Source organism: Thioalkalivibrio sp. HK1 (assembly GCA_000583135.1).
Taxonomy (GTDB): domain Bacteria; phylum Pseudomonadota; class Gammaproteobacteria; order HK1; family HK1; genus HK1.
In genome coordinates this window covers 1-17,314 of the sequence record JFBG01000008.1, presented here as the reverse complement: position 1 = coordinate 17,314, position 17,314 = coordinate 1, and the positions used below count along the sequence as shown (strand labels likewise).

General features: G+C 52.8%; 12 protein-coding genes. 5 read left to right on the top strand and 7 right to left on the bottom strand.

What is annotated here, in order from left to right; genetic code table 11:
• Positions 1-35: 35 nt before the first annotated feature.
• From aroQ to BF99_RS23895, 4 genes are all read right to left on the bottom strand, one after another.
• Positions 36-470 carry a type II 3-dehydroquinate dehydratase gene (gene aroQ / locus BF99_RS0102495; protein WP_038097022.1) on the bottom strand — a complete coding sequence of 145 codons (435 nt, stop codon included), beginning with the start codon at positions 468-470 and terminating at the stop codon, positions 36-38.
• Between the two features lie 497 nt (positions 471-967).
• The gene (locus tag BF99_RS23260; RefSeq protein WP_197019016.1) at positions 968-1,552 is read right to left on the bottom strand and encodes a TlpA family protein disulfide reductase; all 585 of its coding nucleotides are present in this window, start codon (positions 1,550-1,552) and stop codon (positions 968-970) included.
• Positions 1,549-1,701 carry a hypothetical protein gene (locus BF99_RS23255; protein WP_197019015.1) on the bottom strand — a complete coding sequence of 51 codons (153 nt, stop codon included), beginning with the start codon at positions 1,699-1,701 and terminating at the stop codon, positions 1,549-1,551. Before BF99_RS23255 ends, BF99_RS23260 begins: the two co-directional genes overlap by 4 nt.
• Positions 1,702-2,033: 332 nt before the next feature.
• Positions 2,034-2,159 carry a hypothetical protein gene (locus BF99_RS23895; protein WP_306699469.1) on the bottom strand — a complete coding sequence of 42 codons (126 nt, stop codon included), beginning with the start codon at positions 2,157-2,159 and terminating at the stop codon, positions 2,034-2,036.
• Here BF99_RS23895 and BF99_RS20030 point away from each other — a divergent pair.
• The 5 genes from BF99_RS20030 to guaA all read left to right on the top strand — a co-directional run bounded on the left by BF99_RS20030 (position 2,145) and on the right by guaA (position 8,559).
• Positions 2,145-2,657 carry an FxsA family protein gene (locus BF99_RS20030; protein WP_025769627.1) on the top strand — a complete coding sequence of 171 codons (513 nt, stop codon included), beginning with the start codon at positions 2,145-2,147 and terminating at the stop codon, positions 2,655-2,657. The two genes, BF99_RS23895 and BF99_RS20030, sit on opposite strands and share 15 nt — an antisense overlap.
• Before the next feature lie 196 nt (positions 2,658-2,853).
• Positions 2,854-4,281, top strand: a complete 1,428-nt coding sequence (locus BF99_RS0102470) for a hypothetical protein (RefSeq protein ID WP_156013128.1) — start codon at positions 2,854-2,856, stop codon at positions 4,279-4,281.
• A 364-nt stretch (positions 4,282-4,645) separates the two neighbouring features.
• Positions 4,646-4,921, top strand: coding sequence for a hypothetical protein (locus BF99_RS21745; RefSeq protein WP_156013127.1), 276 nt, complete (start codon positions 4,646-4,648; stop codon positions 4,919-4,921).
• 431 nt (positions 4,922-5,352) lie between these two features.
• Entirely contained in the window at positions 5,353-6,819 is a 1,467-nt protein-coding gene (gene guaB / locus BF99_RS0102445; RefSeq protein WP_025769622.1) for an IMP dehydrogenase, read from the top strand.
• Between the two features lie 141 nt (positions 6,820-6,960).
• Positions 6,961-8,559, top strand: coding sequence for a glutamine-hydrolyzing GMP synthase (gene guaA / locus BF99_RS0102440; protein WP_025769621.1), 1,599 nt, complete (start codon positions 6,961-6,963; stop codon positions 8,557-8,559).
• A 100-nt stretch (positions 8,560-8,659) separates the two neighbouring features.
• Here guaA and BF99_RS0102435 read toward each other — a convergent pair whose 3' ends face one another.
• The 3 genes from BF99_RS0102435 to BF99_RS22360 form a co-directional block, all read right to left on the bottom strand.
• Entirely contained in the window at positions 8,660-13,999 is a 5,340-nt protein-coding gene (locus BF99_RS0102435) for an ATP-binding protein (protein ID WP_025769620.1), read from the bottom strand.
• Between the two features lie 205 nt (positions 14,000-14,204).
• Entirely contained in the window at positions 14,205-17,051 is a 2,847-nt protein-coding gene (locus BF99_RS0102430; RefSeq protein ID WP_025769619.1) for an ATP-binding protein, read from the bottom strand.
• 10 nt (positions 17,052-17,061) lie between these two features.
• Positions 17,062-17,314: hypothetical protein (locus BF99_RS22360; RefSeq protein WP_197019014.1), on the bottom strand; the 253-nt coding region annotated here is incomplete at its 5' end.

Sequence of the window (17,314 nt, the reverse complement as noted above, 5' to 3'; positions counted from 1 at the left end):
CGAAAATTCCTCTTTGCCTTGCGTTTTCGTCGGCTTCAACCGGGCAACGACAGCGCCGCCCGGTAAGCGAGATGGTAGCCCTCCACCCCCAGCCCGATGATGACTCCCGCGGCGATATCGGAAAAATACGAATGATGGCGGAAAGCCTCGCGGCGGTGGATATTCGATAGATGAACCTCGATGAAAGGGATGGCGACACCGAGCATGGCATCGCGCAAGGCGATGCTGGTATGGGTGAAAGCGGCGGGGTTGATGATGATGCGATCCACCCCTTCCGACGCCGCCAGATGGATCCGCTCGATCAGACGATGCTCGGCATTGCTTTGAAAGCACTCTAGAACGTGGCCATCGGCCATCGCCAGCCCGATCAGGCGCGCCTCGATATCGGCAAGGGTCGCACTGCCATAGACTTCGGGTTCGCGCCGGCCGAGAAGGTTGATATTCGGGCCGTTGAGCAGCAGCAGTTTCATGGTCTCTCCGATATTCGACGCTTGCGGTATTTCGCTTTTCGGGTATCTCGCCGCTTGGCACTTGGGCGGCATCCGCGTTTCGACTCGCCAAGACTTGACCTGACGATACTTGACCTAACGAGGCTCGATCGATCGCCTTCATTGGTTCATTCAAGACCGAGCGGGCATCTGGCAACCGCCAAGCACTCGATCAAGCCTAGATGCATTTTGAGCGACAAGCCCGAATCCAAACCCTCGCGATCGAATGATCGAGAATCGAATGTTCGCAAGCGGATAGCGATGAATTCGCGCTTTTTAGCGGCGATATCATAGCAGTTTCATCATGATGGCGCATGATTGGGGGATGCCTTGGCTTTTACATCGGCTATCTTTGCATCGGCACACCCTCGAATGCCATGGACTCGAAAAGGCGCATTCGAAAACCCCGCCGAACGCCAAAGGACTTGACCGAATTTTCGAAGATCGAAGGCATCGTTGACCTTTGCAATGATCACACCTCATGCAAAAAGCGCTTCGATCTTCTCTTTCGCCTGGGACTGTGAAAGATCCCCCGTATGCCGTTCTCGAATCACGTTCTCGGCGTCGATGAATACGCTAAAGGGCAAAGCCGCCGAAGGACTTTTGAAAGCCCGCAGGAGATCGAGCGAGCGTCCGGTATCGGCCATCGTCGGATAGTTGAGATCGAATCGAAGCGCCATCGGGAAGGCATCTTCCTTGCGATCGGAGGCGATGCCGATGATTTGCAGACCCTTCTCTCGATATTCCCGTTGCGCAGAGATCAGGATCGGGATCTCGTGGACACAGGGAGGACACCAAGTCGCCCAAAAATTGACCAACCTCGGGCGATCGCGAAAATCGGAAAAACGATGCACTTTCCCATGCTGATCCGTGAACTCGAAATCCGGCAGGTAGGAATCATCGACCATCGCCCCATCCGATCCCGCCAAGCGATCCGAGGGCGCATCCCTCGATGTGCCGCTCGAAAAAAACGCAAGCCCCTCTCGCTGCCACCTCGAAATGCCGAAACCGGCAGCCAAGCCCCCCGCCGCGAGCGCGGCGATCATCCATCTGCGCTTGATCACGATCCTTCGCTCCTTAGCACCGAACCCTTGCGCTCGCCGGCAAGCGGGCGAGGCATCATCGCCCCCGACTCCTTTGCGCGCCGAGCCACATCCAAAGCGCCCCGCCTCGTTGCTTGGCGCACTTGTCGAATGCCCGAGTATCCCGCCATCTGCGTAGCTCCACGACACATCATGAACCCGCAAGCGGTTCATCGATCCGCTCATCGATCCATGTAATATGCGATCATTGTCTCCCGCCGACCACCGTGCCACCCCTCGATCTTCGAAATCGGGTCTGGGCCTTGGATCTCGGGGCTGCGGATCCAACATGACAACCGGAGCGGACCAAAGCAATTGTAGGGTTGTTCGGTTGTTCGGTTCTTCGGCACGCTCATCGGAACCCTCAAAAAGGATCCTTTTCCTTGGCAACCAAAGACTCGGCGAACGCAGCGGCATGAAAAAAGCGTGAAAGAAGCATGAAAAATCGGATACCGAACCGACCTCACTCACCGAACAACCCCCGAACATCGCCGATTCTCGAGGGCACCCCCACCGGATATCCGGCACCACCGCTCACCGAGACCTGACCGCCAACCATCGCCCCCATCCCCCGATGAATATCTTTCACTTCTTGATCATCTTGCTGATCGGCTTTCCCCTGATCGAAATCGCCCTTTTGATCGAAGTCGGCGGTTCGCTCGGTGTCTTCCCTACCATCGCCTTGGTGGTATTGACCGCCGTGGTCGGCGCCATGCTGGTGCGCGCCCAAGGCTTCGCCACCTTGCGTCGGGCGAGGCGCAGCATGGACGCCGGCGAGTTGCCGGCGATCGAGATGATCGAAAGCGTCTTCTTGCTGCTGGCCGGCGCCCTCTTGCTGGCCCCCGGCTTCGTAACCGACGCCTTGGGATTTCTATGCCTGATCCCACCACTGCGACAAGCCTTGATCATGCGCCTGATCCGATCCGGAAGACTAAACAGCCACCCGAGAACGGCCTCCGAGCCCATCGAGGGCGAATACCGACACCACGACGACGAAACAACACCCCCCGCCCTCGAAGATGCAAACCCGCTCGAACAACCCCGCCGAGATCGCGACGATATCCATCGCCCCTTTTCGAAAAAATGACATCGATATCACACAACGATAAGAAATATCGGTCTTATCCTACGAGATTCGCTTGTATGAGGCACCTGCGCAGACGAAGCAGATGGGGGACGAAATCAGCCCGATAAGAGGAAATCGATTCAGCCCGCACCCACAAGAGAATGGAAATCGGATTCACCCGGCTCGAAAAAGAGCCTTCATGGAGAGAGGTCAGATCATGGACATTGAAAAGATTAAATCCAACATGAAAAAGGGCCAGAGGGCGAGGCTTTTTCCTGTACTGTCTGAATCTAGACGAGAAGAGCGCGCCACCTCAATTCTGCTGGCGGTTTTTACCGCCGTCCCTGACTTTGCAAGAGCGGTACTGGCAGATGCGGGAGCACCTATCGGCAAGAAAGCGGTATTGGACTGCTTTACCGAGGTAGCGTTCAAAGGAAGCGGCGAGAATCTGCGACCTGACGGATGGATTTCAATCTCAGGCAATTGGGCGGCACTGGTCGAGACAAAAGTGGGGCGCTCCGAACTGACCGTCGAGCAGGTCGAAGGCTATCTTGATATTGCCAAGGAACAGGGATTCGATGCGGTGATAACCATCGGAAACCAATTCGCCGCTCGACCGAGACATCATCCCATCAAAGTCAACAAGATCAAGACGCGCAAAGTGCAGCTATTCCATTTCAGCTGGCTAAGTCTCATAAGCCGGGCGCGGATGCTTATCGAGAGCAAGGGCTTCACCGACCGCGAGCAGGTTTTCATGCTCGAAGAACTTGTGAGGTATCTGCAAAGCGAAGCGGCAGGCATCACTACAGGCATCCGCATGTCAGGTGGTTGGCGAGGTGTTGTGGAGAGGGTTCACCAAAACGCTCATCTGGGAAAAAACGACGAGGAAGTTACCGAGGCCGTTTCGGACTGGTTTCAACTACTGCGCTATCTCTCCATAAAGCTGTCTCTCGCTGTGAATGTGATCTGCAAGGAGGCCATGCCACGCAAGCACGCCGCTGACCCTACGGTGCGTTTGGACGAGACGATTGTCGATGTGATCCGCACCCAAGAGATGAGGTCGGCACTGGAAATCCCTAACGCAGCCGGCAAGCTGGAATTGTCGATCAGCCTTCTGAGAAAAACTATCGATCTCAGTATTTCGATGGACGCGCCCAAGAAAGAAGGTATGCGACCGCGAACCGCCATTAACTTCGTGCTCAATCAGATCAAAGATTTCGAGGGTGATGACCTAGAGGTGTATGTAGATTGGCCGAAGAGGGTACCAACCACGTCGCTGTCTATTCGCAAGGCTCTTGATGAGGACAAGTGCGATAGCCTGATCCCTGACAACTTCAAAGAACTTCCTAGCACGGTGAGGCTGAAACGGGTCATTGATTTGGGAGTCGGCAAACTCAAAAGCGGTAATGGGCTGCCCAAAATTGCCGAAGAGGAGGTGCTGCGTTTTTATCGTCAAGTTGTACAGCGATTGAAGCAGTGGACGGCTCCTGCGCCAAAAATCAAGACTGCCAAACCCGAAAGTACCGGATCACCGCCGTCACCCGATAATCGCGAGGCGACTTTAGGTGGCGTGATCGACGCGCTAGGCAGGGATACGAACGATAGCCGATTCGAGACGATTCAAACCAAGGACGGAGAATCTTGAGTCGTCTATGCAACCCTATTGACACTCGATGGGGGTCATATCGGATCGGTCGCTTTTTCTTTGGGCATGGATCGAGCAAGCCGGGCTCGGAGCTTACAAACCGCTTTACCGCAATCACGGCGACATTCGTTCACCGCCAAGATGGGGTGTGATCCACCCTTCCCCGACGATCTTGCCCGCTATGGCCACGGATGATTTTGATGGTGATACGAATTGCAAGCACTGCCTTTTCGAATAACGACCGACGAGCGAGAATGGGCAGTTTGGTGACGTTCTTCGCAATCGATGATGCAAGGGTTGAGTAAAGAGGAAATCGATCCGGTTGAACCCGGCAAGGCAACCATGGACGAGACAGGGAATAACGATGAGTGATGAGAAAAGGCTTGATCGAATCGAGCGCGTGGTCGAGCGCAATGCGGATGCGATCGCGGATTTGAAGGATAGGGTCGCCGAGGTCACGTCTTCGGTAGGGAGGCTGGAAAAGAAGATCGATTCCGTCAAAGATCTATTGGATATGAGGTTCGCTCGGCTCGAAAAAGAGCTTTCTTGGAAAATGATCGCAGGCTTCGTCGTGGGAGGAACGATGGCCGGCCTTTTCACGATGGCGACTTTGCTTCTTCGAGCCGGAACCGGAATCTAGCTCTTTACGCTCGATTCCTACCCGAACTCGGGGCGAGTGCGATATCACGGATATCGTCAGCCTATCTTTTCTTTGGGCGACTCGGTTATTTTTATCTTCATTGATTCGAGCCATCGATACTCGAATGCGACCGAACCGATCGGTCGCCTTTTTCTTTGGATGCGGTTCGGACAAATCGGGCTCGTGGCTTACGGGCCGCTTTGCTTCGATCACGGCGACATTCGCTCCTCGTCGAGATGCACGCGGATCCGCCCCTATCCGGCGAACCCGGAGCCCGCATCGACCCTCTTTTCGAGCCTTGGCATTAGAAAATTTTGCGCAAAACACCGGCACGAATGCGGCCGGGGGCATTACAATCCTCGTATCGTCATTGGGAATCGCCGCCATCCGGATCGGCGAAATCCGTCCTTCTTCGATGGAATCCCCCGCAAATGCTTGAAGTCCGCGAGTCATTCACCTTCGATGATGTCTTGCTGGTTCCCGGCTACTCCGAGGTCCTGCCCCGAGAGACGGATCTCTCGTCTTGGTTGACACGCGATATCCGCCTCAATATCCCCCTCATCTCCTCGGCCATGGATACGGTGACCGAAGCGCGGCTGGCCATCGCCATCGCCCGAGCGGGAGGCATCGGCATCGTCCACAAGAATATGTCGGCGGCGGATCAGGCCCGGCAAGTACGCATCGTCAAGAAGTTCGAAAGCGGCGTCATCGCCGATCCGATCACCGTCTCGCCCGATACCAGCATCCGGGAGGTGATCGATTTGACCCGCGAACACCGAATCTCCGGGGTGCCGGTGGTGATCGGAAGCGAACTTGCGGGCATCGTCACCCATCGGGACTTACGCTTCGAAACCCGCCACGATGCGAAGGTCAGCAGCGTCATGACGCCGAAGGACAAACTCGTCACCGTGCGCGAGGGATCTTCGCAAGAGGAGATCCGACAACTGCTGCACGAACACCGCATCGAAAAGGTCTTGGTGGTCAACGATCGCTTCGAACTGCGCGGCATGGTGACGGTCAAGGACATGCAAAAGGCCGACGAATTCCCCGATGCCTGCAAGGACGAATACGAACAGTTGCGCGTGGGAGCGGCGGTCGGATCGGGTCCGGGAACGGACGAGCGCGTGGAAGCCTTGGTCGAGGCCGGGGTGGATGTGATCGTGGTCGATACCGCACACGGCCACTCCCAAGGGGTCATCAACCGGGTGCGATCCATCAAGCAGCGCTTTCCCGATATGCCGGTGATCGCCGGCAATATCGCCACCGCCGAGGGCGCCAAGGCCCTTGCGCAGGCCGGTTGCGATGCCGTCAAGGTGGGGATCGGGCCGGGTTCGATCTGCACGACGAGGATGGTGGCCGGGGTCGGCGTTCCTCAACTCTCGGCGGTGGCCGAGGTCGCCCATGCCCTGCGCGGCACCGACATCCCGGCCATCGCCGATGGCGGCATCCGCTTTTCCGGCGACGCCGCCAAGGCCCTCGCCGCCGGCAGCCATAGCGTGATGATCGGCGGACTCTTCGCCGGCACCGAGGAATCACCGGGGGAAGTCGAGCTCTACCAAGGGCGCTCCTATAAGTCCTACCGAGGCATGGGCTCGCTCGGGGCGATGGCCCGCGCCACCGGATCTCGCGATCGCTATTTTCAAGACAATGTGAGCGATCTGGAAAAACTCGTCCCCGAGGGCATCGAAGGACGGGTGCCCTACAAGGGACCGTTGTCCGCGGTGCTCAACCAACTCGTCGGGGGCTTGCGCGCAAGCCTTGGCTATACCGGCTGCCGCACCTTGGAGGATTTCCGCAAATCGACGAGGTTCGTACGCCTGACCAGCGCCGGAGTGCGCGAAAGCCATGTCCACGATGTCAGCATCACCAAGGAAGCCCCGAACTATCGAGTCGGCTGATCCGCTCAGGTCAACCGCCCGACGCCTTCGCCCTTCGCCCCCATACTCATCGACCTTCTTAATAAGACTCGTGTCGAGAACTCCTGCCAAACCCCCGCGCCCGATGCCTCGGCTCGTTGCCACCCCCGAAGCCCGATCGGGATGAACACCCCCGCCGACTCATCCGCCGGCGCCCTCGATATTCGTCGAGAGCTCGTCGTCGTTCTCGACTTCGGCTCCCAATACACCCGGCTCATCGCCCGGCGGGTCAGAGAGGCTCGCATCTACTGCGAGATCCACCCTTATCACATCGACCCCGCCACGCTTCGCGCTTTGGCTCCCAAAGGCATCATCCTTTCCGGGGGACCCGAATCGGTGCACGATAGCGACGCTCCTCGACTACCGGAAGGGATCTTCGATCTGCAAGTCCCGATACTCGGCATCTGCTACGGCATGCAAGCGATGGCGGCTCGTTTCGAAGGCGAGGTGGAAAGCGCAAGCCACCGGGAATTCGGCCACGCCGAGGTGCGAGCCCACGGACATTCACGCCTGCTCGAAGGCATCGAGGATCGCACTGGTCCCCAAGGACAAGGCCTGCTCGATGTATGGATGAGCCACGGCGATCGAGTCATTTCACTGCCCCCGGACTTTCGACGCATCGCATCCACCGCAAACGCTCCCATCGCCGGCATCGCCTCCGAGAGCGGCGATCTCTACGGCCTCCAGTTCCACCCCGAAGTGACCCACACCCCCCAAGGGGCGGCGATCATCGCCCGCTTCGTCCACGATATCTGCGGGTGCAACCGACACTGGACCCCGGATGCGATCATCGACGACGCCGTGACCAAAGTGCAAGAGCGCACCTGTGGCGACCGCGTCCTGCTCGCCCTATCGGGCGGAGTCGACTCCTCGGTGGTCGCCGCCCTCCTGCACCGAGCCATCGGCGATCGCCTCGTATGCATCTTCGTCGACAACGGTCTGTTGCGCGCAGGCGAGGGCGATCAAGTCATGGCCACCTTCGCCGGTCACTTCGGTATCGACCTCATCCGCATCGACGCCGCCGATCGTTTCTTCGCCGCCTTGGCCGGCGTTGAAGACCCCGAAGAAAAACGAAAGCGAATCGGCCGCCTGTTCATCGACATCTTCGAAGAAGAAGCCGCCAAGATAGACAATGTCCACTGGCTCGCCCAAGGCACCATCTACCCCGACGTCATCGAATCGGCCGCCACCGGCCCCGCCCAAGTCATCAAATCCCACCATAATGTGGGAGGACTCCCCGAACGGATGCGCCTGAAACTGATCGAGCCCTTGCGAGATCTCTTCAAAGACGAAGTAAGGACCATCGGATTGGGCCTGGGACTATCGAAAGACATCGTCTTCCGCCACCCCTTCCCCGGCCCCGGCTTGGCGGTAAGAGTCTTGGGCGAAGTACGCCCCGAGTACGTAAAAACCCTGCAACAAGCCGATGCCATCTTCATCGACGAACTACGATCCGCAAACCTTTACGATAGCGTCAGCCAAGCCTTCGCCGTCCACCTCCCCATAAAATCCGTCGGAGTCACCGGCGATCAACGCCGCTACGAATACGTCATCGCCCTACGAGCGGTGGAAACCATCGACTTCATGACCGCCCGCCGAGCCCCCCTCCCCAACGATTTCCTCGACCGCGTCGCCAACCGAATCATCAACGAAATCGAGGGCATATCCCGAGTCGTCTACGACATCTCCGGCAAGCCTCCGGCCACCATCGAATGGGAGTGATTGCGTATCCAGCACTGACCTTCAACCCGATAAACACCTACCAATCCATCCGTCGTATCCCCTACTTTTATCTTAAGTGATATCTACGATCTAAATAACCCTAGGAAGAAAGTGTCATTTGAACTTCCCGGAACGCATTACTTTGTTGAAGTGCTGCACTTCGTCGATCTCCCATATCAACCAGCACATCGAGAATCCGCAGGAATTTCTGGGCCAATGTCTGCTGCATCGGTGTTTCCCTATGTGCAAAGTGTTGCACCAACCCTGCAATACGTGCCGGGATGGGTGTTCCATGCCAGCCTCTGAGTCTATCGGGACCATCACCAATAACTGCAAGCACTTGATCCGCGAAATCTTCGGCTGGGTAGTTGTCTTTGGCTCGTTCACAGAACATCAAAAATGAATCCATCACCAAAGCAATCCATCCGCCGGCGCGAACGAAACGATCGATCACTGGCAAAACTTGGCTGACTTTTTTCCATTCGTCATTTTCGTAACCATCGGATGAATCGGCATATTCGTCCAAAACAAACATCAAAGTGCGAATAAGATCGGGAATAAGATCATATTGATGAAAATCTAGAAAACTTCCGCTCCGGCTGCTATCCCGATCGAATATAGAGGCTTTAAGGAACCGCCCGAGACAACGATCCAGTATATCAACTGTGCTATCTTGAACAATCGAAGCACCATACACATAATGCCTGACATAAACAATCGTAAACGGAGCTAGGAGAGCCCAGCAATTTTCCCTTTCAAGTTCAAAAATCGGATCAAGGAAGTGGTTCCGAAGGTAATCAAGCGGAACAAGACCTGCGACATGACCCAACCTAGAACCGAGAGCATCCGTCCACTCCATAATTTGGGTCGATGGCTGATCACGGCGTCCCGGTTTCACCCATGGCGGCGCATTCTTCTGTATTGTCCAATCGAGAATCCCTGAAAGGAAATCGAGGAACTCGCTTCTTGCACTGCTATCAAGAATCTCCTTAATGGGAATGAGACTAAAAATTCTTTTAGCCTTTTTTGAATCCCAAAAGACATCTGGCTCACCCCATAGATCTTTAGGATCAATTAAATCATCTTCATGATATTCTTCGTATCTTTGATGCTCAAACCATCCTTTTTTTGAATTAACCGCTACCCAAGGCGATGGCGGTAAGGGAAGAGATGGCCACCCATTTCCGTTTTCATAAAATTCAAGCGCTGTATCAACGGCGAGTTGCACCTCGCTTGATTTGTGAGATATTCCGCTGTGCTGAATATGATAATCATGCGATCTGGAGGATACATGGCATCGTGAAAACGCCAACATCAATGCTGCCCAAGTCAATTTTGAATCCTTAGACCAAAGATCGCATGCTTCTTCGAATGCAGATATCGCAACGTCTTCCAGCGGATATGCAATTAGTCTGATAAGTTCATTCGTTGCATTGTAATCCGCTGTATTCTCCCGGATATCCGCTGCAAAGCATCGGGCTACAAAAATTCCTTGATGCAACGAATCAAGCGAACCATAGGAGAGCATCTGATCGGATTTTTCTGGTAAACGCATAGCACGCTCTAAAACATCATGAGCCCACTCAATATTTTCGTATGAACATTCTCCTCGAAAGTTAAGTATTATTGCCGCTGCGGCTGAAACTGCACTCCGACAAATTTCCAAAGGAATTGTATCGTTATAGCTATTCTGATCATCGAATATATCTTCAATATTCACTTCTTTCACTTCTTTGGATAATAAAATAGCATCATTAATTATACAATCGTCATCCAACTTCCTTTTTTGCAATAACTTGGATGCCCGAATAGAAAGACTAGTCAGCCTAAGATACATAGCAGATTCTTCGGTTCTAGCAACATTTTCAGGCTGAGCAGCAGATGGACTAACATGAATAATACTTGCTTGGTCCGAGCCATCATCGTAATGACTCATCTGATAATTTTTTATATCTACTAATTCGGCATATTCAATGGCTTTTTTTACAAGGTGATTTCGTATATCTGAATTGCCAGAATCCTCTTCATACTGAAAAGGTAACTTTTTCTCGAAGTCAAGAATAGCCTTGCGTACTCTATCGCTAAAAGATTTTTTCCCGAAAACAAACATGGGCACCATCTGTCTAAGTTGCATCCTACGAACATTCCTAGCGTTTGCTGCTTGGATTGCTTCAATATGGATTTTATCAGCCTTGTTCATAAAACCCATCAGATTCACTGACGACGAGGGATCTTGTACCATTCGATTATGGTCTGCAGTCAATAAACGCTGCGAGGTAACAAGTGGTAATGTTACGTTAGACACTCTTTCTGTATGGAGCATAATCATTGACGCTACACCTAGGATAGCGATGCATTCATTTCCCTCAACAACTTGCTGGATTAGTTCGTCAACATCGCGGCTTTTCTCAATTTCGGCAAAGCACCACTCCTCAAGTGCCATGAATGCGCAGCCAATGGGCTTGGGTGCCCATGTCGACCGAAACCAAAGATATTCACGATCTGTGCCCCAAAATATCTGAGTACCCCATGGAAATGTAATTTCGAGCGGTATAGGGATACCTCCACGATCATGCGAATGATCATGCATCTGTCTCCATGCTGTCATCGCATGATTGCAAAGATCTCGGAGTAGCTGAAGCGCATGATCAGGGGATGATTGAAAAAGAGAATGAAACGGTTCTCGAAGTGGCGACGGAGTCAGAAAATCTCTATGACGATTGTGAATCGAAAGATTTTCCCAGTCAAAGAGAGTGAAATGAACACTAGTTGGCAAATAAGTTCCATCCGAAAAAACCACTTTTTCTCGATCGGCTCGTTCGTCCGGAAGATTCTCTAGGAAAAATGCCAGCGAAGTATCTACTAATGATTGAGGCAAATATTGGGCAAGAATGGGTGAGTAAACGATAATGTCATGAAATTCATCGTCTTGAATTTGCTTTGAATCGGATATCTTTTTCAGATATTCAGCTGCGAAGGAATACCCGGCTCTCGACGACACTAAGAGAATCTTGATCAATGACTTCTTGAAAGCGCCTAAATCAAGATTTTTATCCCAATAAGCAATTCCCTCATCGTGCATATCAATAGCAGATGAGTCAACAGCATCAAGCCAAGCAGCACATTGTCGTAATAATGATTGGGATGTCGAATTTTGAAGATCGGCAAAGGCATTCTGCCAAACATCAAAGATTGATAGGATATCCGGATAAAACCGTTGCGGAATGTCTATAATACGCCCTAGTATAAAATTTATAAGGCGACGCCATGAGAAAATGTCAGACGGCCGCCCCAGAACATAAGCAAGTCTTTGGCACTGTTCATATGGGAGATCATGATCGAGAATATTTTTGTTAGGAGTAATTTTCTCAGCTTGAAACCAGACAAGCATTTTTCTGAAGAGTCGAAAATCTTTGGCAAAAATGGCATCTGCGTATTGTTCTTCATTTGATTTGAATCTCGCAGATCCGAGAGGACCGATCAACCATGCTCGTAACCATTGCGATCTGATAAGCTTCGAATCCTCCGCGCGTGCAAGATACTCTCGCCAGTTTTTTCCCTTTTCATATTCCCATTGGGAACTGAGTTCGACAACACGCGCAACGGCTGGCAGCTCACCACAATCCTTGATGGCATCCATCCACTTTGATCCACGACTGGCTAAGACATAGAAAAATGACCATTCAAAGAAAATATCATGAGCGAACTGAACAGAAACGCCCTCGCGAGCGTATTGGAGTATTCCATCTGAGATTAGATCATAGATATGTTTTGCTGACTTGATTTCGTCAATAATAATCGGATGGCTAATTTGGCGAACACGAGCGATTGCCAAGTCACGCAATGCACTCTGACGCTCTATAGCATCCTGACCTGTCTTATCATAGCCACCTCTTTTCCACCAACTCTCGATCAAATCCACTTCTGATTGTGGTGTGATCATTGAAGTATCAGGATTAGCTATACTACTCTGATGTAGAATTTTCGCGAAAAAAGGCCGACGAACAATTTCCTCCACTTGATCCGATCCAAGTAAAATTGTTCTTAGGCGTGGGTTGATTTTTGCAAGTGCCTCGATTTCATCATCATTCAGATGTTCAACACTTAGTATTTCGAACTTCAGAGCATCAAGGCAATCACTCAACCATATGCGGACACCTTCGATGCTCGTTTCACGAATGGAGACCACGATACGCCAATTACCAAGTAGAGGAGATTCTTTGATAGTATTTATTATATCAATTATAATAGGCTGATGCACTTTTTTGATACGATCAACCGCATCTACAAAAAGAATTGGAGTACCTACATGTCCGATCTCTACAAGCAATTCCTCCAGATGAACATATTTTGATAATCCCTGCGATGTCGCATAACTGATCCAGCTTTTCCCTTGCAGTTGTTCCGCTTTAAGGAATATGACCGGCCCTTTTTCTAGCGCGCGCTTCACCGCTCGTTTCACCAATACTGATTTTCCACTCCCTGGCAAACCGCTAACTAGAACGACGCGAGCAGTAGTAAGTTTTTCCTCCATTTTCTCAAGGAGATATGTACGGTTAAACTCTATCCCCGCAATATTGTCCGAAATAAGATTTGCATAATTATTTGCTAGATCCTTTAATCTATCAAGGTCATTACGCAATGAGGGTGCGCCACGAAATTCTGCAATAGGTGATATCCGATGTACAAGACGCTTGCGATCAATCTGACCTGACTGCCCTGCCAATGATCGAGCCAATTCAATTAGCCATGCCCAGACTGATCGTGCCGCCTTGTCTGAATTATCTGGCGCTAGGCAATTCTTAATACAATTAATTGCACCAGGAGGATTTATGGAACCTTCGCGAAGAAAATCAAATGGTATAAGTATGAAATGAGCAATGAACTGGTGCTCTTCCTCTCTAGTACATGGCGAGCCTTTCACTTCTTCTAATAGAGTAACAATCTGATTTTTCATAGATTTGATGATTTTGCTAGCGTTTCCGTCTTTCAAAAAACGAGCATGAAAATCTTCAGCCGTCAGGCTTGCTCGAGCCAAATCACATAGGGTCCTTAATGCTCTTTCTTTGGAGGCGGCTACTGTACCGACTGCAGTCCCATAGCGGTCAACATTAGAGCGGAAGTCGGGTTTATTGAAAGTCGCCCAACTGTCCCGAATTATTTCGCGGAAGGCTTTGTTAGATTTTGAGTTACTGATCGTGAGCGAGCTTTTTACTTGGAGACTAAGCCGGGCTTGATTCTTTGAAGTGTCCTCAAAGTCGACGATCACATCATCCAATGGCTCGCCGAAGTTCCGTTGTTGAACCGAAACTTGGGAAACGATTCGACCATCGATACCGGGAGCATAATCCTCGGCAAGCAAAGCAGCGAGATAAAACGCTGCCACATTACCTTCAAATGTGAAGCCTTCTCCGCCAGTAAGTTCAGGTGATTGTGGCATCGGTTGATTGAAATAAATCGTTTCGCTGCAATGGGACGATAAATTGACCGATTGACTTTCCTTACGCCTTGGATCATATCACATTCCGACAAATACTACAGATCAAGACATCATGCATCTTTCACAAATCATAATTCTGAATTTCAGACAATTCGGTACTAGTGAGGCCGATTTATGAATCATCTCATAACTTCGACCTCCGTCATCACTCACCGCTCTCGAACTCTGCGTTGTGGAAGCGTAGCGTATTGCTGTTTTCCTTGATGGTGCGCTGGATGCCCTCGTCGAAGCCGGTGGTGCTTTTGGCTTCGATTTCTACCGAGATTGTTACATCGACGCCGAGTTTGGTGGTGAAGGGTTGGATCACTTCGTCCATGATGGTGGCGAAGTCTATTTTGGCTTTTACCGGGTCGAGGGTGACGGTGCCGTAGAAGCGTTTGGTGGTTGGTGTCGGGGAGGGTTGGTTGATCTTGCCTGACGAACCGGGTGTCGGGACTGGTGTTCCCGTGTCACTCGTTTTGGCGCTTGGGATCTTAGGGCTTCCATCGTTTATGGATTGGCCGGGTTCGGAGGTGAGTGGGGGTGGTTGTTGGGTGCGCTCTCGGTAGGCGATGGCGGCTTCTCGGTCGATCAGCAAAGAGGATTCGTCCAGGTTGATGACGGAGCCTCGGCCGAAGTTGAAGCCGAGGTAGCGATCTTCTTCCTTGCCGGAGGCGAAGGCGAAGAAGTCTTCGCTCTCCAAGCCTCGATTGATGGCATCTCGGAAAACGCTGTCATTGACCAAGCGTGGCAGGTAGAGGTAATGGCAGCTGTCCTGCCAGACCTTCGATGCGTTGATGTCTTCGACATTCTCTTTCAGGTACCAATCGTTCAGCACTTTGCGCAGATGTATCGGCGACCATTCGTAGATCAGCCATTCTTCTTCGCGCAACTTGTCCTCGATGGTCTGGATCAGATTTGGGGCGGTGGGTGAGACCGAAACCGCCTCCCAATTCAGTACCGGCTTGCCCTTGACGATCTCTTCGGAGGGTGCGATCAGCCACTTATAGGCCTCTCGTACCAGTTGAGCGAGGGATTGATCGGCTCCTTCGAGGTAGCGCTTGGCTTGATTGAAGTGCGAGATGTCTTGGTTCAAAGACCCGTTCTCGATATCCTCGACGATGGATTTCCAAGCCAAGAAAACTCGACCCTGATCTTTGAGGCGGCTAACCGCATCGTAGTCCGGGGCGAGGAATATCAGGCGATTTTGCTTATGTCGAGGCTGATCGCCGCGGCTCCGCAGTATCTTTTCCGCAGCGGTGAATGCTTGGTTGGTGTTGCCGCGGCCATAAGCGCCGTCGGTTGGCAAAACGACGAGTCGGGGACCTTTTGCATAATCATCCGGTATGTCGGCGGAGGGGGTGAAGACATGGATACCGCCGAATCGATGGTTGCGCCCGAATACCGAGGTCACGCGGGTTTTCAATAGCGGCAGCAGATCGTTGCGCTCGTCGATATTTTGCTTGCGGCTCTCCATCTCCCGGCGCAAGTTGGGTCTGGTATCGAGCCAATAGCGATCCTTGTCGGAATAGAGATAGTGCAGGCGATCGCGCAGACGCTTGAGTACGTCTTCGAATATGCCGATGGTTTGTCCCGGCTGCGCCGCCCCCAAAAGGATGCGCTCGACCTGAATGCCGCGGGCCACCTGCTCCCGTACGGAAGGGGCGCTGCCCAAGAAGATGGTGCGTGCCGTGCGGCGCGCCGCTTGTACGCTTCCGAATATCGTATGGCGCCCGTCGATACCATAGGGGGTCGAACGAGTACCGTCCACCTCGCGCTCGATCACCGGCTCCCAACCTTGCGGCAGATAGTGCGTGCTCTTGTTGCGGATATTGCTGTCTTCCAATGGCAACGAGCCGGGCAAAATCAGCGCATCCTTGTTATCCGAGTTCCACAGGCGATGGATGACGATGGCCATGTACTGCAACACGCCCCGGGTGCGCTGGAATGTCTCCAATGTGGACCAGTCCTCGTAGAGGCGATCGAAGATCTCGGGGTGGATGGGATAGGAGCGACAAAGCCGCTCGAAGTATTCGTTGGATTGCGTCTCAGCCGGGAATTTATCGGCATTTTGGCGATAGTATTCAGAGAACCGGCGGCTTGTATCCTCCACATCGGCCCGCTCACCGGGTGTTTCGAACAGGCGACGCCGCACGATCTCGAAAGATTCTTCCGTCCCCACCGGTTTCCAAACGGATTCCACGCGAGCGAAGTATTTTTCCAAGGAGTTGAGTGCCCGTTGGCCCACATCGCCGCCCGCTTCCAACTCGGATTCGGGCAAGGTGGCCAGCAAGATGGCGTTGGGTACCGCCTTCATCGATTCGGTGAGGGCTTGGATAAAACTGATATTGCTATCGAAGGTGCCGGCCTTGAACTGCTTGCCCATCTCCAACTGACGGATGAATGCCACCAACTCGTCGATCAGGATCACGCAAGGAGCGGCTTTGCGAATCAGGTCGGTCAATACATCCTTGCCCGGGGATGTACCATCGGCATCGCTATCGGCCACCATCCGATAACCCTCTTCGCCGAGCAGCCGATATGCCAGTTCGCCCCATAGGGTGTTGACGATCACTCCTTCATGCTGCCGAGATAGGCTGGGTGATAGATTGATACCGTCGATCACGGCGACCTTGGCGTAGGGCAAACCCTCGATGCCCGCTTCATCGAGCACCGGCGGAATGCCGTTGAGTCTATCGGTACCCACCGCCCGAGAAGCAAGGTGGTACACCGCCAACAAGGTATGGGTTTTACCGCCACCGAAGGCGGTTTGCAGCTGGATGACCGGATCGCCGCCAAGACCTGCCAAGCGTTGGGCAACGGAGATCAGCAATAGCCGCATGCCTTCGGTGATGAAGGTGCGAGAGAAGAATTTCTCGGCATCTCGATATTCGTCGGTTGCAGTGCCATCGGCGACCCGAGTGATATCGGCGGCGAATTCGGACTGCTTGAAAGTGCCTTCCAATACGTCCTTGTGCGGGCGGGCGATCTCTCGCCAAGGTTTCAAGTTCATCATCCACTCCTCAAGGGTCCAATCCGAATTCGGTTTGCGTACCATAATGGCCGATCTCGTAAGAGGCGGCGACGATGGCATTCCAAGAACCGATCAATTCGTTATAGACGCGGGCGTCTTCAGCCCACTTCTTGCGTTCGCAGAGGGTATAGAGGTGATAGGCGAGCTGACGGATAGACTCGCCTTTCTCAGGCATCTTGGCCAGCAGTTCTCCGGCCGCGGATTCGCCTTGAGTTTTAAGCAGCCAAACTATAGCGTGGCAC

Excerpts from the sequence above, each read along its gene's own strand:
- aroQ (WP_038097022.1), bottom strand. The coding sequence starts at position 470 with ATGAAACTGCTGCTGCTCAACGGCCCGAATATCAACCTTCTCGGCCGG.
- BF99_RS23255 (WP_197019015.1), bottom strand. The coding sequence starts at position 1,701 with ATGGCGGGATACTCGGGCATTCGACAAGTGCGCCAAGCAACGAGGCGG.
- BF99_RS20030 (WP_025769627.1), top strand. The coding sequence starts at position 2,145 with ATGAATATCTTTCACTTCTTGATCATCTTGCTGATCGGCTTTCCCCTG.
- BF99_RS0102470 (WP_156013128.1), top strand. The coding sequence starts at position 2,854 with ATGGACATTGAAAAGATTAAATCCAACATGAAAAAGGGCCAGAGGGCG.
- BF99_RS21745 (WP_156013127.1), top strand. The coding sequence starts at position 4,646 with ATGAGTGATGAGAAAAGGCTTGATCGAATCGAGCGCGTGGTCGAGCGC.
- guaB (WP_025769622.1), top strand. The coding sequence starts at position 5,353 with ATGCTTGAAGTCCGCGAGTCATTCACCTTCGATGATGTCTTGCTGGTT.
- guaA (WP_025769621.1), top strand. The coding sequence starts at position 6,961 with ATGAACACCCCCGCCGACTCATCCGCCGGCGCCCTCGATATTCGTCGA.
- BF99_RS0102435 (WP_025769620.1), bottom strand. The coding sequence starts at position 13,999 with ATGCCACAATCACCTGAACTTACTGGCGGAGAAGGCTTCACATTTGAA.
- BF99_RS0102430 (WP_025769619.1), bottom strand. The coding sequence starts at position 17,051 with ATGAACTTGAAACCTTGGCGAGAGATCGCCCGCCCGCACAAGGACGTA.